Origin of the sequence: Humibacter ginsenosidimutans (assembly GCF_007859675.1) — a bacterium.
Lineage (GTDB): Bacteria > Actinomycetota > Actinomycetes > Actinomycetales > Microbacteriaceae > Humibacter > Humibacter ginsenosidimutans.
The window spans coordinates 3,838,333-3,860,552 of record NZ_CP042305.1; the positions used below are offsets into that span (position 1 = coordinate 3,838,333).

The following is a 22,220-nucleotide window of genomic DNA, read 5'->3' on the forward strand; positions in this document are numbered from 1 at the left end:
ATCCCCTCTGTACAGCGGCAAAGGAACTCCCATGGGCAACGGATTCACCGTAGGAATCGTCGGCGCGACCGGTCAGGTCGGCACGGTGATGCGGCGCATTCTGGCGGAACGGGACTTTCCGGTCGACACGCTGCGTCTCTTCGCCACCAGCCGTTCCGCTGGCACGACGCTCGAGTTCCGCGGTGAGCAGATCGTCGTCGAAGACGTTGCGACCGCCGACGTGTCGGGTGTGGACATCGCGCTGTTCTCCGCGGGCGCCACGGGCAGCCGGGCGTACGCGCCCGTGTTCGCCGAGGCGGGCGCCGTCGTCATCGACAACTCGAGTGCGTGGCGCATGGACCCCGAAGTGCCCCTGGTCGTCAGCGAGGTGAACCCGCACGCGATCGCCGAGGCGCAGAAGGGCATCATCGCCAACCCCAACTGCACCACGATGGCCGCGATGCCCGTGCTCAAGGTGCTCGACGCCGAGGCCGGTCTCACCCGGCTCATCGTCTCGACCTACCAGGCCGTCAGCGGGTCGGGCCTCGCGGGAGCGCAGGAACTGGCGGAGCAGGCGGAGGCTGCCGTGGCATCCGGACACCTGCTCGGCCTCGTGCACGACGGCTCGGCCGTCGAGGTGCCCGCACCCGTGAAGTACGTGCGACCCATCGCGTTCGACGTCATTCCGCTTGCCGGTTCGATCGTCGACGACGGCATGAACGAGACCGACGAAGAGAAGAAGCTGCGCAACGAGAGCCGCAAGATCCTCGAGCTGCCCGACCTGCTGGTGAGCGGCACCTGCGTGCGCGTTCCGGTGTTCACCGGTCACTCGCTGTCGATCAACGCCGAGTTCGCAGGCGATCTCAGTCCCGAGCGGGCCACGGAGCTGCTCCGGGATGCGCCCGGCGTCGTGCTCGCGGATGTTCCGACCCCCCTCGAGGCTGCGGGCAACGACCCGAGCTACGTCGGTCGTATCCGCGCGGACGAAGGTGCTCCCGCCGGTCGCGGTCTGGCGCTCTTCATCTCCAACGACAACCTGCGCAAGGGCGCGGCGCTCAACGCGGTGCAGATCGCAGAGCTCGTTGCGGCCAGCATGAAGGCCACGGCTCCGGTCGCGTCCTGAGCGACCCGCTGTACCGATGATCGGGGAGCGCGCGACGTCACCGCGCGCAGCGTTGCCACCGAGGGTTGAGGAGCTCGCGGCGCAGCCGCGCGCGTCTCGAGACCCGGGTCTCGCGTCGTGGCGGCGGTTTCGAGACGCGCGGCTTCGCCGTGCTCGTCAACCTGCGGTGTTCCTGCGCGGTTTCGCCGTGCTCCTCAACCCACGGGTGTGCGCACCGACGCGCGCGTCTTCGCCTTGGCGACCGCGCCGACGATGATGGCCACGGCCGCCGCGATCGCGGGATAGACGAGGTTCGCGCCGGCGAGCAGCAGCAGGCCGAGCACGAGCAGGCACGAGAGCGCAGACATCCACCAGCCGAGGCTCCAGCGCGGCAGCAGCACCAGGGCGCTCGCGACGCCCATCGCGTAGATCGAGGCGGCCATGCTCGTGTGCACGAGGATGACCGGTTGCAGATCGGGGATCCACACGACGATCGCGAAGTACACGGCCATCACGCCCGCGCTGAGCAGCAGTCCCCGGCGCGCGATGCCGCCGCGTTCGACGCCGTGCCCGAACCACGCAGGCAGGTCGCCGTCGCGCCCCATTGCGGCGCCGAGCTTGCTGAAGGCGGCGAAGTACGCGTTGAACACGCCGACCACCACGATCACGGCGACGCACGCGACGACCATGCCCCAGCCTTGTCCGAGTCCGATGGTGACGAGATCGAGCAGCGGCGCCTGCGAGCCGTCGGCGTGCGTGCCGAGCACTCCGACGACGACCGTCTGGATGGCGACGTAGGCGACGGCGACGATCAGCAGGGCGAGAGCAGTGGCTCGCGGGATGTCCCGGTGCGGTCGCGAGAACTCGCCGGCGATGCCCGCAACGGCTTCCCATCCCGCGAACGCCCACACGTAGAGGCTGATCGCCACGCCGACGCCCGCCGCGCCATGCGGCAGAAGCGGCGTGAAGTTCTGCGGCTGCACGTGCGGGGCCGCGGCGGCCAGCGCCAGCACGAGGATCGCCATCAACGCCGCGCTCAGCACGAGCTGAACCCATCCGGCGAACCGCACGCCGAACATGGTCACCGCGATCGGCACCACGATGAGCGCAGCCGCGATCACGATCACGGTGCCGCGACCGCCGCCGACGATCGCCACCACGTACTGCGCGGTCATGATGGCGGCGATCGGCGCACCGATGGGTGTGCCGAAGTAGAACCAGTAGCTGACGACGCGAGCCGCGGTGGGCCCGAACGCTCGGCGGGCGAAGGTGGCGACGCCACCGGCATCCGGATGCCGCTTCGACAGCGCGGCGAACGTCGCCGCCAGCGGAACGGAGATCACCGCGAGCGCAGCCACCGCGATGATCGACCCGGGTCCGGCTGCGCGTGCCGCCAGTGCGGGCAGCAGCAGGATGCCCGTGCCCAGCACCGCGGCGATGTATAGGGCCGTGCCCTGCGCAAGCCCGATTCCGCGGTGGTCGTTCGTGTTCATCAGGCCAGTTTCGAGCGGGCGACCGACACGATCCGGCACGAATGCGGGGTCGTGGCGGCATGTTGGCGAACGTTGTCCGGATCCTGGCGCCTGGCCGTGCCGTGCCGCCCTCGAGCGTGCCGGAAATCGGAGTTCAGCGCCGCCACGCCGTTGGATGCGCGGTCGCGACGGCGCGTCGCGCGGAACTCCGATTTCGGGCACAGCCCCGTACGGCTGTCGGGTGCGTGCTGCAAGCTGGTCGCATGACAGGCATCCAGGCTGCGGTCGATGTCGCCGACTGGCGTCGTCGGGTGTCCGCGCTGTACGAGCTGGTGCGCGAGTTGAGCGTCGAGGAGCCCGCCGCCGCACACGCGGCGTGGGTGATCGAGCGCGACGTGCTGTTCACGACGCACGCGTCCACGCCGTTGCTGCCAGCGGACCGCGCGCTGTTCGCCGGCCTGCCCGTGCCGCCGTACGACGCCGCCTGGCGCTTCGAGCTGCCGATCGAGACGGCGGAGCACACCGAGCTCGACGTCGAGACGGGCACCGACGGCATCGTGCCGTTCGAGCGCATCGGCCTCGTGCGCGTGCCCGAGGTCGGTTCGCTCGACGTATGGCGGCTGCGTTCCTACGGCGGTGGGCTCTTCGTTCCGGTGAAGGATGCCTCGGCCGGCCGCCCGGAAGGCACCTACGGCGGTGGCCGCTACCTGCTCGACACCATCAAAGGCGCGGACCTCGGGCCCGGGTCGCGGCCGGACACGATCGTGCTGGACTTCAACTTCGCCTACAACCCGAGCTGTGCCTACGACCCCGCGTGGGCTTGCCCGCTGGCGCCCGCCGGCAACATCGTCGACGTGGAGATCCCGGTGGGGGAGCGGTATCGGGGCTGAACAGCGCCGAGGGAGCGCTCAGCCGCGCAGCAGACGCGCGGCGACATCCTGGTGGGCGAGTCGTCGCAGCCCGACGACCACCGGCTCGTACAGCGCGGTGCCGAGCACCGCGTACTCGATGGCTGCTGCAGCGCCGTCGGAGCTCGGCGCGGGCATCTCGCCCACGTCGAACTCCGCGAGGTGGTGCAGGGCCGAGCCGTACGCGTCGAGGCGGGCGTCGGTGAGCGGGATGCCGGCATCCTCGACCGCAGCCAATGCCGCGTCGAGCTGGGCGGTCGCGGCGAACCCGCCGTCGTAGGTCCACCCGAGTCGCCGAACGGCGGCCTCGGCGCGTGGGTACTCCACTCGCTCGGGCGCGTAGGGCGGAAGGGCCGCGATCGCCGTGCCGAGCGTCTCGAAGAGGTCGTCGCCCGGGTGGTCGATCAGCTCGAGCACGGTCTTGATGCGCGCGATCGGCAGCCCCGCGAGGTCGACGAGCGAGCGGATGAGTCGCAGCCGCCGCACGTGCGCGTCGCCGTAGTCGGCCTGGGTCGCGCCTCGGGATTCGCCCGGCTGCAGGATGCCTTCGCGCAAGTAGTACTTGATCGTCGCCACCGGCACTCCGCTCGAGCCGGCCAGTTCCGAGATGCGCATCCGTGTCCTCCCTCGCCCGTAGCCCGTCGCACGTTCGTCGACGCGAAAAGGCTTGACATAGATAGTACAACTATCCAATATGGAGAGTGCAACTATCCAATGGGTCGCTTCACGGTCGGGATCGAGCAACCGGCGCGGGCCAAGCAGAGCGGGAGACCAAGAATGAGTACGGCATCCACGGCGCTCTTCACGCCGTCCATCACGATCACCGTCGGCGTGGTGCTGCTGACCGTGATCGGCATCGCCTACGGCGGCACCTTCATGCTGCGTGTCGTCACCGGCAAACAGGGGGCGAACGGCCTGCAGAAGTCGTTCTTCCGGGCGGGACACGCCCACGCCGGCGTGCTGGTCATTCTCGGCCTCGTCGTACTTCTGGCGATGAGCGCGGCCGGAGCAGGCGTGTGGGGGCAGGTGGTCGGTACGGCCGTGCTGGCCTGCGCGCTGCTCATCCCTGGCGGGTTCTTCTTCTCCGTGATCGGCCACGATCCGCAGAAGCCGAACGCCGCGAAGGCGCTCATCTGGATCGGATTCACGGTGCTCACGGTGGCGATGTTGACGGGAGGCATCCTGCTCATCGCGGTGGGGGTGTCGGCTGTATAGCCCCTTCGACGCTCGTAGGGCGGCACGACGCACGTCGCCGGTCAGACGCACAGTCTCGGCAGCCTAGAATCGATCGAGTGAGTGATTCCCGGGCCCCGTTAGACGTCGTCCTCATCGGCGGGGGCATCATGAGCGCGACCCTCGGCACCATGATCCAGCGGCTTCAGCCCGACTGGAGCATCCGCATCTACGAGAGCCTCGGCGAGGTGGCGCGGGAGAGCTCCAACCCGTGGAACAACGCGGGCACCGGCCACGCGGCCCTCTGCGAGCTCAACTACATGCCAGAGGCGAAAGACGGCAGCGTCACGCCCGACAAGGCCATCAGCATCAACGAGCAGTTCCAGTTGAGCAGGCAGTTCTGGTCCTCGCTGGCGGACAACGGCGAGTTGACCACGTCGTTCATCAACTCCACGCCGCACATGACGTTCGTGCGCGGCGGCGACAACGTGAAGTATCTGCGCAAGCGATACGCGGCGCTCAAGGACCAGCCCCTGTTCTCGGGCATCGAGTACTCCGAAGACCACAAGGTGATCCGCGAGTGGGCGCCGCTGCTCATCAAGGGCCGCACGCGCGAGCCGATCGCCGCCACGCACACCGACCTCGGCACCGACGTCGACTTCGGCGCACTCACGAACGCGCTGTTCGAGGGACTCACCGAGCGCGGTGCCGAGCTGTGGCTGAACTGCCGGGTCAAGAGCATCCGTCGCACGGGAGAGGGCAACTGGCGGCTCAAGGTCAAGCACACCGTCGGCAACACCCCGCACACCGTGGATGCCCGGTTCGTCTTCGTCGGAGCGGGCGGCGGCGCGCTGCACCTGCTGCAGTCCTCCGGCATCGACGAGATCAAGGGGTTCGGCGGATTCCCGATCAGCGGCAAGTTCTTCCGCACCACGAACCCGAAGCTGGTCGCCCAGCACCAGGCCAAGGTGTACGGCAAGGCAGCCGTCGGGGCGCCGCCGATGTCGGTGCCGCACCTCGACACCCGCGTCGTCAACGGCGAGACCTCCCTGCTGTTCGGCCCCTACGCAGGCTTCAGCCCGAAGTTCCTCAAGAAGGGCTCCTGGTGGGATCTGCCCGGCTCGATCCGGGCGGGCAACATCGGCCCGATGCTCGCGGTGGCCCGTGACAACCTCGATCTCATGAAGTACCTGATCGGCGAGCTGTTGGCCTCCCGCGCGAAGAAGCTGAAGGCGCTGCAGGAGTTCATGCCAACGGCCAAGGGCGACGACTGGGAACTCATCACCGCCGGACAGCGCGTGCAGGTCATGAAGAAGGATGCCAAGCGCGGCGGTGTGCTGCAGTTCGGCACCGAGGTGGTCGCGGCGTCAGACGGCACGATCGCGGGCCTGCTCGGCGCCTCGCCGGGGGCATCCACCGCGGTGCCGATCATGCTCGACCTGCTCGAGCGGTGCTTCCCGCAGCAGTGGGGAGAGTGGGAGCCCAAGCTCAAGGAGCTGATCCCCACGATGGGCACCACGCTCAACGACAAGCCGGAGAAGGCCGCCCAGGTCATCGCGGAGACGTCGAAGGCGCTCGGCCTCAGCGACTGACGCTGGTCCGGCGGGCCGAGGCTCGCCGCGAAGCGGCGCGTCTCGAAACCTCTCCGCCGCGAGCACACGGGATTTCGCGATGCGCGCCGACGAGGCGTGCTCCTCGACTCGCGTGACTCACCGCAGGCGGCGCGCAGTCGTTCACCTGCTCGTTGCCTGGCGTGCGCCCGCCGTTCTTCTGGTCCGGCCACGGTGTTCCCCGTGCTGAAAAAGTTCTCAGGTCTCCTCGCCCTCACGGCGGGCCCGGCGCTCGTTCTCGTCGGCCTGCTCGCTGTGCCATCGGCCGCCTCGGCCGTCGAGAGCACCGGCCAGATCCGCATCACCGAGTGGGAGTACAACGGCTCGGAGTTCGCCGAGTTCACCAACCTCGACACCGAGTCGATCGACCTGGCGGGGTGGTCCTTCTCCGACAGTGCCGCGCACGCAGGCGATGTCGATCTCAGCTCCGCGGGCATCGTCGCGCCGGGCGAGTCCTTCATCCTGAGCGAGGCATCCGCAGCCGACTTCCGCTCCGAGTGGGGCCTCGCGGACACGGTCAAGGTCATCGGCGGCAACACGCAGAACCTCGGGCGCGCCGACGCGATCAACATCTACGACGGCACAGGCACGCTGATCGACTCACTGAGCTATGACGACCAGTCAGGCAACGGTCCGCGCACCGACAAGGCCAGCGCCTGGCCGTCGAGCGAAGCCGACCTCGGCGCGAACAAGGCCGCCGAGTGGACGCTGTCGACCGTCGGCGACGCCGAGGGGAGTTGGAAATCCGCCTCCGGCTACATCGGATCGCCCGGCGTCAGCCGCTTCGCGACGAGCTCGTCAGGCGGTGACGGCGGCTCGGGCGGCGAGAGCACCGCCTATCACTCGGTGAAGATCAACGAGGTCACCTCCGCCAACGACGACCCGTACCACGACGCCTACGAGCTCGTGAACACGTCGGACGCGGCGATCGACGTCGCCGACTGGAAGCAGGCCGACAGCGGCAGCACGCCGGCGGCTCTGGATGCCCCGAATGGCACGGTCATCCCCGCTCACGGCTATCTCGTACTGCTGTCGAACAAGGGGCTGAGCTCCGACGGCGACGCCGTGAAGCTGTACCTCGCCGACGGCACAACGCTCGTGGACTCGGTGAGCTGGGGCGTCAACGACGCAGAGCCGGGCTCGTGGTCCCGGTGCCCCGACGCGAGCGGAACCTGGAGCCACACGGCGACGGCGAGCTGGGGAGCATCCAACGCGACGGCGTGCGCAGGCACGATCATCGCGCCGAGCGACCCCGGCGACGGCGGAACACAGGTGCCCTGTCAGACCGAGGCGCCCAGCGGCAGCGGGCCCGCGATCGCCGGAGGCGTCGCCTGGCCGGGCTCCCAGGACTGGACGGTCGCCGACCACCAGTGCGAGTTCGTGACGGCGCTTTCGGGCCAGGACGTCTCGGGTCTCGACATCGACCCGGCGACGCCGAACGTCATGTGGGCCGTGAAGAACAAGAGCCACGTCTACCGCCTCGTGAAGGACGGGGACCTGTGGGTGCCCGACACCGCCAATGGCTGGAGCACGGGCAAGGACATCGTGTTCCCGAGCGGGAGCGGCCAGCCGGATGCCGAGGGCATCACGGTCGGCCCAGACGGCTACCTCTACGCGACGACGGAGCGCGACAACACCGCGAGCAAGGTGCCGCTGGACAGCGTGCTGCGCTACGACCCGAACGAGCAGGGAACGGTGCTGCACCCCACCGACCAGTGGGTGCTCACCGCAGACCTCGCCGACGCGATCGACACCACGGGCAGTGCCGACTCGAACCTGGGGTTCGAAGGCATCACCTGGGTGCCCGACAGCTACCTGACGGCGAACGGCTTCGTCGACCAGAGCACGCACAAGGCCTACGACCCGGCCGACTACCCGGGCCACGGCACCGGGCTGTACCTGCTGGCACTGGAGAAGAACGGGCACCTGTACGCGTACGCGCTGAACGGCGACGGAAGCTTCCACCGCATCGCCGCGATCGACACCGGCATGCCGGCCATCGCCGAGACCCAGTGGGACCCCGACACGCAGCGCGTGTGGGCGATCGCCGACAACACGTCAGCTGGCTCCACCACGCTGATGAAGCTCGACGACAAGGGCGCGTTCGTGGTCGACGTGGTCTACAACCGGCCGACCGGACTGCCCGACTACAACCTCGAGGGCTTCGCGCTGGCGCCGAACTCGACGTGCGTCGACGGGGTGAAGCAGGTCATCCGCTCCGACGACGGCAACAATGACGGCCACTCGCTGCGCGCCGGAACGATTGAGTGCGACCTCGGACTCGGCTCGCAGGGGCCGGGAACGCCGTCGACGAACCCGACCGTGACGGCCACGCCGACGACTGTTGCGGCGGGCGCAACGATCACCGTCGAGGCGAAGGGCCTGGATGCGGGCAAGACGCTGACGGTCGTCCTGCACTCCGACCCCGTGAACCTTGGCGGTGTGACGGCGGATGCCGACGGCACGGCGACGCTGAAGGCCACGATTCCCGCAGACACCTCGGTCGGTGCCCACACGGTCGTCGTCACCGACGCGTCGGGCGCCGCGATCGCGAGCACCGGCATCACGGTGACCGCGGCCGCGACCGGCTCAGATGGGGGAGCCGCGGCCGTCGACCCAGCGGACGGCGCGCTCGCCTCGACGGGCTCGGACACGCTGCCGTGGATCGCCGTCGGCGTGCCGCTGCTCCTGCTCGGCACCGGGCTGATGCTGGCTCGTCGTCGGCGAGCCGCTCGCGGGGACGCGTAGCCGCCGGTCGCCCGCGGGAACACGCACCCGCGGGCGACCCCCGGGCGCTAGTCTTTCCTGGCCATGACCACTGAGACCTCCAGCCGCCCGGCCTGGGTTGCGCCCTATCTGAGCAAGCTCGGCATCGACGCCTCGGATGAGCTGCCTGCGCCGACGCTCGACACTCTGCGCCGGCTGCACCGAGCGCACGTCGAGCGCATCGCCTTCGAGAACATCGACATCCAACGCGAACGTCCGCAGGGCATCAGTCCCGAGGAGTCCATCGCCCGCATCCTCGCGGGCAGAGGCGGCTACTGCTTCAACTTGAACAATGCCTTCGCCTCGCTGCTGACCGTGCTCGGGTATGACGTCACGGTTCATCGCGGGCAGATCAACGGCAGTCTCGAGCGTGCGAAGACCTCTCCTGACGAGTACGGCACGCACATGGCGCTGACCGTCGTCATCGAAGGCGAACGGTGGTCGATCGACGTCGGTCTGGCCAACTCGCACCACGAGCCGATCCCGCTTCGAGAGGGTGTGCACGTTCAAGGCCCGTTCAGCTTCCGGCTGGAGGCGCTGCCGGAGGTCCGGCCCGACGTGTGGCGGTTCTTCACCGATCCTGTGCAGACGACGTTCCACAGCATGGACTTCACGCTCGCGCCCGCCGCGTGGGAGGACTTCATCGAGTATCACGCCGAACTCTCGACATCGCCCCAGTCCGGGTTCGTCCAGACCTGCGAACTGTTCCGTCGCGACGCACTCGGCACCGACTTCATCCTCAACGACGAGCTGACCCGCGACGATGCCAGCGGGCGATCGACGCGCGTCCTCACCTCCGCCGAGGAATGGTTCGCCGTCGCGGAGCGCGTGTTCCAGCTCGACCTGTCGGACATCGGCGACGGCGAGCGCGCGGCGCTGTTCGATCGCATGCAGCGCGCGGAGGAGGCCTACCGGGCTTCGCAGCGGGCGGCCGCGGACGCCTGAACCACGGCTGCGCGAATACGACACTCGCGCGCATCCGCTTGCCGAACAGCCGAACAAATGTTCGAATAGAGCCATGCGGTGGAGCGATCAGGAGATCTCGGTCGAGCAGACGGATGCCCTCCCCGGCCTCGCGAAGCTGAACAACCTCGTGCGCTCCGTGCGCACGCCCGAGTTCGCGGGCGTGACCTTTCACGAGGTGCTCGCCAAGTCCGCCCTCAACAAGGTGCCAGGAGGCGGGGGAGCGCTGCCCTTCGGCTGGACCATCAATCCCTACAGGGGCTGCAGCCATGCATGTGTGTACTGCTTCGCGCGCCCCACGCACCGCTACCTCGATCTCAACATGGGCACCGACTTCGACCGCGAGATCGTCGTCAAGGTCAACGTGGCCGAGGTGCTGCGCAAGGAGCTGGCGAAGGCGAGCTGGGGCAGGCATCCCGTCGCGCTCGGCACGAACACCGACCCCTACCAGCGGGCCGAGGGACGATACGCGCTCATGCCGGGCATCATCGGGGCGCTCGCCGACTCGGGAACGCCGTTCAGCATCCTCACCAAGGGCACGCTGCTGCGCCGCGACCTCGACCTCATCGCGGATGCCGCCACCCGTGTTCCCGTCGACCTCGCGATGTCCATCGCGGTCTACGACGACGAACTGCAGCACTCCGTCGAGCCGGGCACTCCGAGCACGAAGGCGCGGCTCGAGACGGTGCGAGCCGTGCGCGAGCGCGGACTCGACTGCGCCGTCTTCATGATGCCGATCCTGCCGTACCTCACCGACACGAGGGCGCACCTGGATGCCGCACTGTCGGCCGCGAAGCAGGCCGGCGCCACGTCGGTGCTCTACACCGCGCTGCACCTGCGGCAGGGCGTCAAGGCCTGGTTCATGCTGTGGCTGGAGCGAGAGCATCCCGAGCTGCTGCCCAAGTATGAGGCGATGTACGGCAAGCAGGCGTACGCGCCTCTGGAGTACCGCAAGTGGCTTGCAGCCAGGATGAAGCCGTTGATCGCCGCGCACGGTCTTCGCCGTGGCGAGGAGGACCCCGTGACCGGCGGCGTGCGCTCGGCTGCGCTGAGCGCCAAGCGGGACGGCGACGGAAACCGCGTGAGATTCGCGCCGACGGCGGAGCTGGGCGCACCCGCTCCGGTGATGGCCGAGGAGCGGCTCACCCTGTTCTGACCCGTGCGCCGCCGTCACGAAACTCCTGGCCGAATACACCGCCATTCGTGTCGCAAAGCGGACATCTGCGACAGGTGGTTCCGCGAATCGGGTCGCCGCACCGTCGCGTGAGTGCCATCGGCCGATGTGTGGCACGATCGGGGGACAGTTCAGGGGTACAAACGAGCCCCGTCCCGTGCCATAATCCTGAACGATGTCTTTCGGGGTGCCGGCCCAGGTGGCGCGCGACGCGGGTGACCGCGCCGTCGCGATGTCGACCCAGGTGGGCGCCCTGCTCTGCCTCGTCGCGGCACTGGCTTCGGTGCTCGCTCCCGGCTTCTTCGCCGCGGGCGGGGTGCGCTGGTGGGCCGCTGGATGCCTGCTGCCCATGATCGCCCTCATGGTCACGGTCGTCGTGACCCGGAGTGCGACGGCGATGGCGGTCTACATCGTGGTGGGCGCTGCATCCACTTTCGCCTACACCGTGGCGTTGCTGCAGCAGACGTCGAGCTACCAGAACACGGATCTGTTCGTCGTGGCGCTGCCGATCGTCGCGCTCATGCTGGTCGGCGGGTCGGCGCGCGACGCCCTGCAGGGTGTGCTCTGGGCCACCGCGGCATACGCGGTCGGCGCGCTCGCGGTGTTCATGGCGGCGATCGTGACGGATCGCCAATTCCGTTTCGACTCGATCTCGCTCGCCGCCTACGTGATGTTCATGGGCATGCTGCTCTTCTACGGTTTCGCCCGCGGTGCCCATCGTGGCGCGCACACGCTGATCCTCCGCACGTTCCGCGAGCAGCGCGCCGATGAGGTTCGGCGGTCGGTGGCGGCAGAGCTGCGCACCGAACTGCACGACACGACGCTGAGCGAGCTGGCCGCGATCGCGTCGGCAGATCCGGGGCCGCTGTCACCGCGGCTGCGCGAGCGGCTCGAGTCGGACATTCGGCACTGGACCGAGTCGGCGCATCGGCCGGCCGCTGCCGGCACCGTCGACGACAGCACATGGGCGGCGTCCGACCTCGCCAAAGCGATCACGCACGCACGCGACGCCGGTCTGCTCGTGCAGGTGACCGGCGACCGTGGTCCCTACATCGCGCTCCCGCATCACGCCCGCCGCGCGGTCGGACTGGCAGCGCGGCAGTGCCTCGTCAACGTCATCAAGCACTCCGGTCAATCGTCGGCGGAGGTGATGCTGTCGGCCTCGGGCGGCAGCACGTCGGTCGTCGTCGTCGACGCCGGGCGAGGGTTCGACGTCGGAACGCTCACCGTGGAGGGCAACGATCGCATGGGATTGCTGCACTCGGTGATCGAGCGTGTCGAGCGCGTCGGTGGATCCGTCTCGGTGTTCTCGCGGCCGGGCGCAGGCACGTCGATCCTCATGGTGGTCCCGTCCGACGGCGAGGTGTCCGGCTGATGACCGGAGTGCTGCTCGACAAGGCGCCGATCGCCGTCGATCCCATCGGGGCCGCGGGCGCATGGATGCTCACACCGATCGTCAGCGCGATCGCCCTCGGCTACGCCGTGCTGCAGAGCACGATGCACCGGTCCGAGATCGTGCATCCCGAGCTGATGGTGGTCGCCGTGTGCGTGCTCGCCTGCTCCGGCCTCGTGCTCTCGGTGGCGGCCCATCCGAGCTTCGCACGTCTCAGCGCCGCCGCCGCGGCGTGCATCGTCGGCGGCAGCGTGCTGGCGGCCGTGCTGTCGGAGCTGGCCATCTGGGGGCACAACCGCCTCGTGCAAGACGACTGGGGGCAGATCGGCGTCGGACTCATCGTGCTGGGGCTGCTCTGGCTGCGACCCCCTCGGGAGGCGCTGGCGCTCGGCGTCGTTGGCGCCATCGTGGTGGGCGTGATGGCGGCGAGCCAGCGCGGAACGCTGCACATCACGAACACGCCCTATGTCTACGCGGTCGTCGCGGCCATGCCCGTGCTGCTTTTGACGGCCGTCACCGTCACGAGCGGGGCGGTCATCGTGCGCACGAGCAGCGACTGGCTTCTGTCGGCGCGCAGCAGTCTCGCCGGATTGGAGCCCGAGCTCAGGATGCTCGAGCGCGACTCCCTGCATCGCGCCCAGCTCGCAGAGCTGCGGCACGCGACTCTGCCGCTGCTGGCATCGATCGCCGAGCGCGGGGAGATCACCCCGAGCGACATCGAGGCGGCGGCCAGGGTTTCGGCGCAGCTGCGCGAACGTGCGGTCGGCGAGCTGCGCGTCACCTGGCTCGACGACCTGCTGGCGGCGACCGGGATGCCCCCGCACGCGGCCAGGGATCTCGACCGGTTGGCCGCGCACGTGCCGGAACGGGAGCGTGCCGCCGTCACCGCGTGTCTCATCGAGCTCGTGCGCATACGTGCGATCGATCCGTCGAGCGCGAGCATCGCCGTCGTGCGCGCGCCGAGCGCCGACGATTCGGAGCGCAGCCGATTCGAGGTGCAGGCGCGACTTGCGGCAGACTGGCGATCCGTGCGGCGAACAGCACGACCCTTCGTGAGCGTGCTGCGCTCGCTGAGCGGGGACGCCGCCATCTCGAGAAATGACACCACCATGAAGATGAGGTTCGGCTTTGTCCCCGCGTGACATGCGCACACCGGTGCGCGTGGGCATCCTCGACGACCATGAGGTGCTGCTGGATGCTCTTTCCGAGTGGATCCACGGGCACGAGCCGCTCTTCAACCTCGTGGTCGCCGCGCCCACCTGGGTCGAGCTGGTGCACTCCGCGGCATTCCCCGTCGACCTCGTGCTGATGGACCTCAACCTGTCGGAGAAGGTCTCCATCGAGGCTCGGGTGCGAACCTGCCGAGCCGCGGGGGCATCCGTGATCGTGCTCACCGCTCTCGACACCCCGGAGGAGCGGGAGCGCTGTCTCGGTGCGGGCGCGCTGGCCTTCCTCTCGAAGGCGCAGCCGGTGCGCGACGTGATGGCGATGGCCAAGGCCGTCATGGGGCTGACGGATGCCGTGGTCTCAGACGCGACGCATCTCGCCTCCGCCTCCCGTGCGGTCACGAAACCGCGGCTGAGCGACGGCGAGAGGATGGCGTTTCTGCTCTATGTGGAGGGCAGCTCGACGATCCAGGTCGCGCACGCCATGAACGTGCAGTTCGAGACCGCGAAGACCTATCTGCGTCGGGTGCGCGACAAGTACGGCAGGGCGGGCCGGCCGACGAGCACCCGCGCCGACCTCGTGCGGCGAGCCGCGGAGGACGGCTACCTCACGTAGGTCTCGCGACCACTCGCCCGACTCCGCCGCAGGGGAGTGCAGCGCATCGCGCGACGCTGCTCGCTGAGCGAGCGAAGCAGGTCGAAGGGCACCCTCTCGACAGCGGTCCCTCTACGATGTCACCGTGGCGAAACTGTACTTCCGGTTCGGGGCGATGAACAGCGGCAAGAGCACGGCGTTGCTGCAGGCCGCATACAACTACGAGGAGCGCGGCCACCGTGTGCTGCTTGCCAAGCCGGCGATCGACACCAAGGGCGAGGCGGCCATCCTCTCCAGGCTCGGCGTGAAGCGGGTCGTCGACTTCACGATCGCGCCCGACGCGGATCTCTACCACCGGTTCCAGGTGCAGCGCGAGCGCACCGTCTCCCGATACGAGCGCGATGTCAGCTGCCTGCTCGTCGACGAGGCGCAGTTTCTCAGCGAGGCCCAGGTCGACGACCTGCTGCGCATCGCGATTCTGGAGGACATCCCGGTGCTGGCCTACGGCATCCGCACCGACTTCCAGACGGTCGCGTTCCCCGGCAGCAGACGGCTGCTCGAGGTGGCGCACAGCCTCGAAGAGCTGAAGACCATCTGCCGCTGCGGACGCAAGGCCATCTTCAACGCGCGCACCATCAACGGGGTGTTCGTCTTCGACGGGGACCAGGTGGCCATCGAAGACGGTGACGACGTCGTCTACGAGTCGCTGTGCGGCGCGTGCTACCTGCAGGAGAGCGGCGGGGTGCTCAACAACGGACGCCGGCACTGGCCGCTCGGCAGCTCTGCGGCCGCATACGCGAGCGAACCCGATCCCGACTTCACCTGACCCGCTCTCAAGCACCGTCTTGTTGCTCGGCTGTCCCTTGAGGTCGCTTTCCTGAGCGGAGGCGACACGAAGGGACAGCCGAACAGGGCATCCGGGGCCACGCTGCATGAGGTGCGCCGTGCGGGAATCCACGCGGCCGCTCAGCGTTGAACGTGAGGTGACCGAACTGCGCAAGGTGCCCCTCAACGTGCTCGACCTCGCCACCCGCGAGGCCGGCGCGAGCAACGCGGATGCCGTCGCCGGCAGCATCCGCCTCGCCCAGGTCGCCGAGTCGCTCGGCTTCCATCGCTTCTGGGTCGCCGAGCATCACGGGATGCCCGCTGTCGCCTCGAGCGCGCCCGCCGTGCTGATCGCGGGCATCGCGGCCCGCACAGAGCGCATCCGTGTCGGCAGCGGGGGAGTGATGCTGCCGAACCACGCGCCGCTCGTCGTCGCCGAGCAGTTCGGCACCCTGCGTGCCCTCTACGGAGACCGGATCGACCTCGGCATCGGCCGCGCGCCTGGCACCGACCCGGCGACGGCGTCCGCCCTTCGTCGCAGCACGGATGCTCTCGGCGCCGAAGACTTTCCCCAGCAGCTTCTCGACCTGCTCGGCTTCTTCAGCGGCGGCTTCGGCCCGAACGACCCGATGGCCGGTCTGCGCGCCGTGCCCGGGCTCGGCGACGAGCCGCGGGTGTGGCTGCTCGGTTCCAGCGGATACAGCGCTCAGGTGGCGGCCGCCCTCGGACTGCCGTTCGCGTTCGCGCATCACTTCGCGGGTGAGCACACGGAAGAGGCGCTCGCGCTCTATCGCGAGAAGTTCCAGCCGAGCGCCGCGCTCGAGGCGCCGCACGCGATGATCGCGGTCACGGTGCTCGCCGCCGACGACCCCGACGAGGTGCACCGCCAGTCGCTGCCCGCGATGATCTCGTTCCTGCAGATGCGGCGGGGCCTCAAGCCGGAGCCCGTGACGGTCGAGGATGCCGTCGCCTACGAGTTCAGCAGGCTCGAGCTCGACTTCATCGCCCAGCGCACCGCCCGGCAGGCGTTCGGCACCCCCGACGTCGTGCGCGACCGCCTCGCATCCCTGCTGGCGTCCACCTGCGCCGACGAGCTCATGCTCGCCTCCGGCGCGGCAGAGGCGGATGCCCGCGCCCGCTCCCTCGAGCTCACCGCGCAACTGTTCGCGTAGTCGGCGGAGCTGCTGGTCCCCGCCGAGAGTGCCGCTTCCTTTTCCCGAGGGTGCGACTTCCTTCTCCCGAGAGTGCGGCTTCCCGCTCGGAGAAGTGCCTGTCTCTGCTCCCGAAAGTGCGAGTTCACGCTCTGCTCGAGGAATTCCCGCACCTTCGGCGTCGTGAAGTCGCACGTTCGTGTGGGGACCGTTCAGGTCAGTGACGCGAAGATCCGTCACGAACATTCTGATGGTCGTTCGGATGTCGGCGCTGGGCCGGAGACGTCTGGCTGAGATCGTCGCGCGCAACCTCGATGAGTCGTCGGGCGCCGTCGCTGAGCCTGTGATGGGCGCGATGGATCGCGGTGAGCGGCCGCAACAGCGGCGGGGCGTCGAGCACGACCATGAGCAGGCGGCCGAGCACGAGGTCATCGCGCACGGCGAGCCGGCTGAGCACGCCGGGCGCGACGCCGTCGGCGATGGCGGAGCGCACCGCGGCCGTGCTGCCCAACTCGACTTCCGCCCGCGCGCTCAACGGTGGGTCGGCGGCGGCCAGGACATCCGCGAACGCGTCGCGGGTGCCGCTGCCGGGTTCGCGCATCACGAGCGGCGTTTCCGCAGCCTCCGCCAGGGTGACGGGGTCGGATCGGAACACCCAGGGATGCCGGGGAGCGGCGACCATCACCAGCTCGTCGTCGCCGAGGGGCTGGGTGACGACGTCTGCGGGCAGCCGTGGTGTCTCGATCAAACCCAACTCGTACCGCCCGTCACGAACGAGGGCGGTGCCTTCCGCGCTGTTGGCCACGCGGAAGTCCACGATGGTCGGCAGCATGCCCGCCGACTCCTCCACGCGACGCAGCCTCGTCAGCCATCCGGGCAGAAGACTCTCAGCGATCGTCTGGCTCGCCACAAGGCGCAGTCGGGTGGCAGTGGTCGCCGAGAGAGACCGTACCCCGGCCTCCATGCGATCGGCGGCCTCCAGCAGCTCGGCAGACCAGGCCAGAACCAGCGAACCGGCCTCCGTCGGGACCGTTCCGTGAATGCCACGCACCAGCAACCGAATGCCGGCAGTCGCCTCGAGGGTGCGCATCCGCGCCGATATCGCCTGCTGCGACCGGCCGAGCATTCGAGCAGCCCTGGCCATGCTCCCGAGTTCCACGACGGTTCGCAGAATGCGCAGCGCATCGAGATCGGAAGAGACGGACACGACACTCCTGACGTCCTACAAATCGGCTTTGTACCCCACAAGTCTCCCCGAATTCCCGGGACATCTCCATTCCTGCAGAGTTGTCCACGTGTCATCCGCGCCTGCAGCTCAGCCCTCCCGCGGCGTTCGCGCCCTGCGCATCATCCCCGGTCTCGCGCTCGCGCTCGCGCTCGCTGTCATCTCGACGGTCATCGGTCGGTTCGTGCCGCTGGTCGGCAGCGCAGTGCCGGGCATCGTGCTCGGCGTGATCATCGGCATCCTGCTCAAACCGGCAGTGAGACTGAAGCCCGGCATCGCCTTCGCGAGCAAGTTCGTGCTTCAGCTCTCCGTCGTCATTCTCGGTACCCAGCTCTCGATCGGGGAGGTCGCCCACGTCGGTCTCGAGTCGCTTCCCGTGATGCTGGGAACCCTCGTGATCTGCCTTGCCGCGGCATGGCTGTTCGGAAGGATGCTCGGCGTGATCGGCGACGTGCGCACGCTGATCGGGGTCGGAACGGGCATCTGCGGAGCATCCGCGATCGCCGCGGTCGCCCCGGTGATCGGCGCAGTCAGTGCGGATGTCGCCTACGCCGTGTCCACGATCTTCTTGTTCAACATCACCGCAGTGATCGTCTTCCCGCTCGTCGGCCACGCGCTCGGAATGACGCAGCACGCGTTCGGACTGTTCGCGGGCACCGCGGTGAACGACACGTCGTCCGTCGTCGCTGCCGCCTCCACCTACGGATCCGCTGCGGCGAATTACGCGGTCGTGGTCAAGCTCGTGCGTACGCTGATGATCATCCCCATCAGCATCGTCCTCGCCGCTCTGGTCGGCCGCGGCGGCAAGGCACGCCGGCTGGTCGAGACCGCGGAGGAGTCCGCGCACGGACCCGCGCCCGTCCGCCTGTCGCCGTGGCGCGTGCTGCGGCTGATCCCGTGGTTCCTCGTCGGCTTCGTCGTGATGGCCCTCATCAACTCGACGGGTGTCATCCCCGCCGCGATCCATCCGGCGCTCAACTCGGTCTCGATCTTCCTCATCGCCACGGCTCTGTCGGCCATCGGTCTCTCCACCGACATCGCGGCGCTGCGCCGTGCCGGCGCCCGACCCCTGCTGCTCGGCGCGCTGCTCTGGATCACCGTCAGCGTCGCGAGCCTCGCCCTCCAATGGGCGACCCAGGGTGGGCAGCTCTAGCGCAGGGCGGGTCCGACGACCAGGCGGGGCGCACGTCCGCCGGCCTCGTTCGTCTTCGGCTTCGCGCTTCAGGTGGTGGAACGCACCACGAGCGTCGGCTCGTAGACGATCCGACGATGCACGGGCTCGCTCGTGCTGACGAGCTCCTCGAGCAGACTGATCGCCGAGCGGCCGATCAGCTCGCTCGACTGACGGATCGAGGTGATCGGAACCACCGCGTTCGAGGCGATCTCCAGATCGTCGTATCCGACGACGCGGATGTCGCGGAACACCTCCGTTCCGGCACCAGCGACGAGCGCATTGACGACACCGACGGCAAGGGCGTCGTTGGGGGCGATGAGGCCGTCCGGTCGTTCGGACGGCGGCATCGCGAGGATCGCACGGCCGATGTTGACCCCCGCTGGAAGGCCGCGTCCCTCGGGAGGGATGCGGCGCAGCGCCATGCCCGGCGTCTCCTGAGCTTCGCGCTGGGCGCCGTTCCAGCGTTCGAGGACCTGAGCGGGATCGCCGTCCCATCCGATGAACGCGAGTCGGGTGCTTCCGCGTTCCCGAAGGTGTCGCACGGCGATGCGCCCTCCTGCGAAACCGTCGGAGGCGACGGACGAGACGTTGGCGTCGATCAGCGAAGGGGTGTCGACGAGAACGAACGGAACCTCGGCGTGTTCGGCGATGTCGAGAACGGCTCGTGGATCGGTGATGGGCGCCACGAGAAGCCCGCGAACCCGCTGCTGCAGGAATGACCGCACCAGGCCGACCTCTTTGCCGTGGTTGATGTCGCTGTTGCCGAGAAAGACGGAGAGGCCGCGCTCGGCGGCCTCGGCCTCAGCACCCCTGGCGAGGTCGGTGAAGAACGGGTACGACACGTCGGGAACGATCAGCCCCACTGAGCTGCTCACCCCGATGCGCAACTGCTGTGCGGCACGATTGGGGACGAAGCCGAGGTCGTCGATCGCCCGCTCCACTTTGCGACGCGTGCGTGCGCCGACGCGATCAGGTTTGTTGATGACGTTCGAAACGGTGGCAGTCGACACCCCGGCCGCACGAGCGACGTCGATGACGCGGACGGCTCCACGCGATTCATTCATCGAATCCGTCCTCCTCCGATCGCAGGTTCGCTGCTTGCTCGACCCTGGTCGCTGACATGTTATCCGATTTACAGTTCGCGCCATACGAAAAAAGATGGTTGACAGACGCTCTCCGCATCCTCAAACTGTTAATCGTTTTACATGGAATGAGGATCGATGACAGATCAGCTGGCCGATGTGCGGCACGAAGCCGAGCGTGTCGAGTTGGGGCGTACCGGGTTGCGCGTGTCGCGGCTCTGCCTCGGCACCGCGGGGTGGGCCGTCGGCCGGTCTCCCGAAGCGGACTCGATCGCCACCGGTATGCGGTTCGCCGAGGGTCCACTCAACTATCTGGACACATCCAACAACTACGGCGACAGCGAGACGCGCATCGGCAAGGTGATCTCGATGCTCGGTGGTCGGCTTCCTGAGGGCACCGTTCTGCAGACCAAGCTCGATCGGGACCCCGTCACCAACGACTTCTCCGCAGCGCGGATGCGCCGATCGCTCGAGCAGAGCCTCGAACGGCTGGGCATGGACCGCCTTCCGCTTCTGTTCCTTCACGATCCCGAGAACACGACATACGACTTCGCGATGTCGAAGGGCGGGCCCGTCGAGCAGCTCGTCGCCTTCAAAGACGAAGGGCTCGTCGATCACATCGGGATCTCCGGCGCGCCCGTCGACATGCTGACGCGCTTCGTCGACACCGGACTCTTCGACGCGCTCATCACGCACAGCAGGTACACGCTCGTCGACCGCTCCGCGGCCGGACTCATCGAGCACGCGAACGACCTGGGACTCGGTGTCCTCAACGCCGCCCCGATGGGGGGAGGAATCCTCTCCGTCTTCCCGCTCGCGTTCGACATGTACGGCTACCAGCGAGCATCCGCGACGGTTCGCGAAGCAGCGCAGGCGATGGGGGCACTTCTGCAGGAACGCGGAATTCCGCTCGCTGCCGCCGCCCTGCAATTCAGCCTGCGCAACCCGAGCATCCACTCGACGATCGTCGGCGCCCTGACGCCAGGCCAGCTCGACGGATTGCTCGAACTGGCCTCGCTCCCGATTCCCGACGACGTGTGGAGCCGGCTCGATGAGCTGGCTCCGGATCGGGCCACCTGGCTCAACTGAACGTTCCGCCCCATACCGGCAACTATCAAAGGAGATGACGATGACTCGTAGAACGCGGTCCCTTCTGGGCGCCGTCGCGGCGGTCACCGTGGCGGCTGCGGCTCTGACCGGCTGCAGCTCGGGTAACAACAGTACGGATTCCGCCTCATCAGGCGGCGTCGTGCACCTGACATTCACCAACTGGGACAACGGCATGCAGACGTTGGTGAACACCTGGAACAAGGAGAACCCCAAGATCCAGGTCAAGCTGATCAAGCCTTCTGGCACCGGCTACACGCTCTACAACAAGCTGATCACCGACAATTCCGCGGGAACCAATCCCGACCTGACCGAGGTCGAATACCAGGCGCTGCCGATGATGGTCTCGAACAAGGTGGTCGTGCCGATTGACAAGTACGTCACGAACCTGTCGAACTTCAGCAAGTCGACGCTGTCGCAGGTGCAGTTCGAGGGCAAGACGTACGGTGTGCCGCAGAACGTGTGCCCGCTGGTGTTCTTCTATCGCAAGGACCTTCTCGCGAAGGACGGCATCACGACCCCGCCGGCGACCTGGGACGAGTTCGCCAAGGATGCCGCGATCGTGCACAAGGCGAACCCGAAGCAGTACCTGATGAACTTCGACGCCTCGAGCCCCGAGTGGTTCGCAGGGCTCGCCCAGCAGGCCGGCGCGAACTGGTGGACGACCAGCGGCGACACCTGGTCGGTGAACATCGATGACGCCGCGACGCAGAAGGTCGCCTCCTACTGGCAGAACCTGCTCGACCAAGGCGTGATCGCGCCGGGGCCGAGCTGGTCGACGCAGTGGAACACCGACATGAACAGCGGCAACATCCTCGGATGGGTCTCCGGCCAGTGGGCGCCGAACCAGCTGCCGACCATCGCCCCCGACACGGCGGGCGATTGGGTGGCGGCTCCGGTTCCGGCCTGGACGGCCGGCGATCAGACCATCGGCACCTGGGGCGGTGAGGTCGAGGCGGTGACCGCCAACTCGAAGCATCCGGCAGAGGCGGCGAAGTTCGCGAACTGGATGAACAACACCAAGGAGGGCATCAACCTGCTCATCAAGAACGTGCAGGTGTTCCCGGCCGCTCAGAAGTACCAGTCGCTGCCCGCCCTGCAGACGCCTCCGCCGTTCATGAAGAACCAGCCCGACTACAACACGCTGATGAAGCAGCTGGCCTCGAACGTTCGCGGATTCGACATCTGGGGACCGAACGCCAACATCACGTTCAACAGCTACTCGGATGCCTTCGGCAAGGCCGTGCAGAACCACACGTCGTTCGTCGACGCGCTGAAGACCGTGCAGACAGACACCGTGAGCGACATGAAGAAGACCGGATACAAGGTCAAGTGAGGTGACGGGGTGCGACGCC

At 68.2% G+C, this 22,220-nt stretch carries 19 protein-coding genes; 15 read left to right on the top strand and 4 right to left on the bottom strand.

Annotated features, from left to right (window positions below; genetic code table 11):
• Positions 1-31: 31 nt before the first annotated feature.
• Positions 32-1,102, top strand: coding sequence for an aspartate-semialdehyde dehydrogenase (locus tag FPZ11_RS17605; protein ID WP_146322330.1), 1,071 nt, complete (start codon positions 32-34; stop codon positions 1,100-1,102).
• A gap of 194 nt (positions 1,103-1,296) precedes the next feature.
• Here the strand turns inward: FPZ11_RS17605 and FPZ11_RS17610 are convergent, their stop codons facing one another.
• The gene (locus FPZ11_RS17610) at positions 1,297-2,574 is read right to left on the bottom strand and encodes an APC family permease (protein ID WP_146322331.1); all 1,278 of its coding nucleotides are present in this window, start codon (positions 2,572-2,574) and stop codon (positions 1,297-1,299) included.
• A 242-nt stretch (positions 2,575-2,816) separates the two neighbouring features.
• On the opposite strand from FPZ11_RS17610, the gene FPZ11_RS17615 reads away from it, so the two are divergent.
• Complete coding sequence (locus FPZ11_RS17615; RefSeq protein WP_146322332.1) at positions 2,817-3,443, top strand: DUF1684 domain-containing protein; 627 nt, start codon at positions 2,817-2,819, stop codon at positions 3,441-3,443.
• A gap of 18 nt (positions 3,444-3,461) precedes the next feature.
• On the opposite strand, the gene FPZ11_RS17620 is transcribed toward FPZ11_RS17615, so the two are convergent.
• Complete coding sequence (locus tag FPZ11_RS17620; RefSeq protein ID WP_146322333.1) at positions 3,462-4,076, bottom strand: MerR family transcriptional regulator; 615 nt, start codon at positions 4,074-4,076, stop codon at positions 3,462-3,464.
• Between the two features lie 162 nt (positions 4,077-4,238).
• Here FPZ11_RS17620 and FPZ11_RS17625 point away from each other — a divergent pair, with 162 nt between their 5' ends.
• The 10 genes from FPZ11_RS17625 (at position 4,239) to FPZ11_RS17670 (ending at position 16,298) form a co-directional block, all read left to right on the top strand.
• Positions 4,239-4,676 carry a hypothetical protein gene (locus FPZ11_RS17625; protein WP_146322334.1) on the top strand — a complete coding sequence of 146 codons (438 nt, stop codon included), beginning with the start codon at positions 4,239-4,241 and terminating at the stop codon, positions 4,674-4,676.
• A gap of 128 nt (positions 4,677-4,804) precedes the next feature.
• Positions 4,805-6,226: a malate:quinone oxidoreductase gene (locus FPZ11_RS17630; RefSeq protein WP_246846370.1), complete on the top strand. Its 1,422-nt coding sequence runs from the start codon at positions 4,805-4,807 to the stop codon at positions 6,224-6,226.
• A gap of 201 nt (positions 6,227-6,427) precedes the next feature.
• Positions 6,428-8,992, top strand: coding sequence for a lamin tail domain-containing protein (locus FPZ11_RS17635; protein ID WP_246846372.1), 2,565 nt, complete (start codon positions 6,428-6,430; stop codon positions 8,990-8,992).
• Positions 8,993-9,055: 63 nt separating this feature from the next.
• Positions 9,056-9,955 (top strand): arylamine N-acetyltransferase family protein, encoded by a 900-nt coding sequence (locus FPZ11_RS17640; protein WP_146322336.1) that lies wholly within the window; start codon positions 9,056-9,058, stop codon positions 9,953-9,955.
• 73 nt (positions 9,956-10,028) lie between these two features.
• On the top strand, positions 10,029-11,129 hold the full coding sequence (locus tag FPZ11_RS17645) for an Rv2578c family radical SAM protein (protein ID WP_146322337.1): 1,101 nt from the start codon (positions 10,029-10,031) through the stop codon (positions 11,127-11,129).
• A gap of 193 nt (positions 11,130-11,322) precedes the next feature.
• Complete coding sequence (locus FPZ11_RS17650; RefSeq protein WP_146322338.1) at positions 11,323-12,522, top strand: sensor histidine kinase; 1,200 nt, start codon at positions 11,323-11,325, stop codon at positions 12,520-12,522.
• On the top strand, positions 12,522-13,682 hold the full coding sequence (locus tag FPZ11_RS17655) for a hypothetical protein (RefSeq protein WP_146322339.1): 1,161 nt from the start codon (positions 12,522-12,524) through the stop codon (positions 13,680-13,682). Before FPZ11_RS17650 ends, FPZ11_RS17655 begins: the two co-directional genes overlap by 1 nt.
• The gene (locus FPZ11_RS17660; RefSeq protein ID WP_246846374.1) at positions 13,669-14,322 is read left to right on the top strand and encodes a response regulator; all 654 of its coding nucleotides are present in this window, start codon (positions 13,669-13,671) and stop codon (positions 14,320-14,322) included. Before FPZ11_RS17655 ends, FPZ11_RS17660 begins: the two co-directional genes overlap by 14 nt.
• A 124-nt stretch (positions 14,323-14,446) precedes the next feature.
• Positions 14,447-15,127, top strand: coding sequence for a thymidine kinase (locus tag FPZ11_RS17665; RefSeq protein ID WP_146322340.1), 681 nt, complete (start codon positions 14,447-14,449; stop codon positions 15,125-15,127).
• Positions 15,128-15,245: 118 nt separating this feature from the next.
• Positions 15,246-16,298, top strand: a complete 1,053-nt coding sequence (locus tag FPZ11_RS17670; RefSeq protein WP_367889407.1) for an LLM class flavin-dependent oxidoreductase — start codon at positions 15,246-15,248, stop codon at positions 16,296-16,298.
• Positions 16,299-16,494: 196 nt separating this feature from the next.
• Here the strand turns inward: FPZ11_RS17670 and FPZ11_RS17675 are convergent, their stop codons facing one another.
• Positions 16,495-17,484 carry a LysR family transcriptional regulator gene (locus tag FPZ11_RS17675; RefSeq protein ID WP_146322341.1) on the bottom strand — a complete coding sequence of 330 codons (990 nt, stop codon included), beginning with the start codon at positions 17,482-17,484 and terminating at the stop codon, positions 16,495-16,497.
• A gap of 88 nt (positions 17,485-17,572) precedes the next feature.
• Between FPZ11_RS17675 and FPZ11_RS17680 the strand changes: the two genes are divergently transcribed.
• Positions 17,573-18,655 carry a YeiH family protein gene (locus FPZ11_RS17680; protein ID WP_246846376.1) on the top strand — a complete coding sequence of 361 codons (1,083 nt, stop codon included), beginning with the start codon at positions 17,573-17,575 and terminating at the stop codon, positions 18,653-18,655.
• Positions 18,656-18,723: 68 nt separating this feature from the next.
• On the opposite strand, the gene FPZ11_RS17685 is transcribed toward FPZ11_RS17680, so the two are convergent.
• Entirely contained in the window at positions 18,724-19,740 is a 1,017-nt protein-coding gene (locus FPZ11_RS17685) for a LacI family DNA-binding transcriptional regulator (RefSeq protein WP_168203902.1), read from the bottom strand.
• 156 nt (positions 19,741-19,896) lie between these two features.
• Between FPZ11_RS17685 and FPZ11_RS17690 the strand changes: the two genes are divergently transcribed.
• Entirely contained in the window at positions 19,897-20,847 is a 951-nt protein-coding gene (locus tag FPZ11_RS17690; RefSeq protein ID WP_146322344.1) for an aldo/keto reductase, read from the top strand.
• Between the two features lie 40 nt (positions 20,848-20,887).
• Positions 20,888-22,201 carry an ABC transporter substrate-binding protein gene (locus tag FPZ11_RS17695; RefSeq protein WP_146322345.1) on the top strand — a complete coding sequence of 438 codons (1,314 nt, stop codon included), beginning with the start codon at positions 20,888-20,890 and terminating at the stop codon, positions 22,199-22,201.
• Positions 22,202-22,220 lie beyond the last annotated feature (19 nt).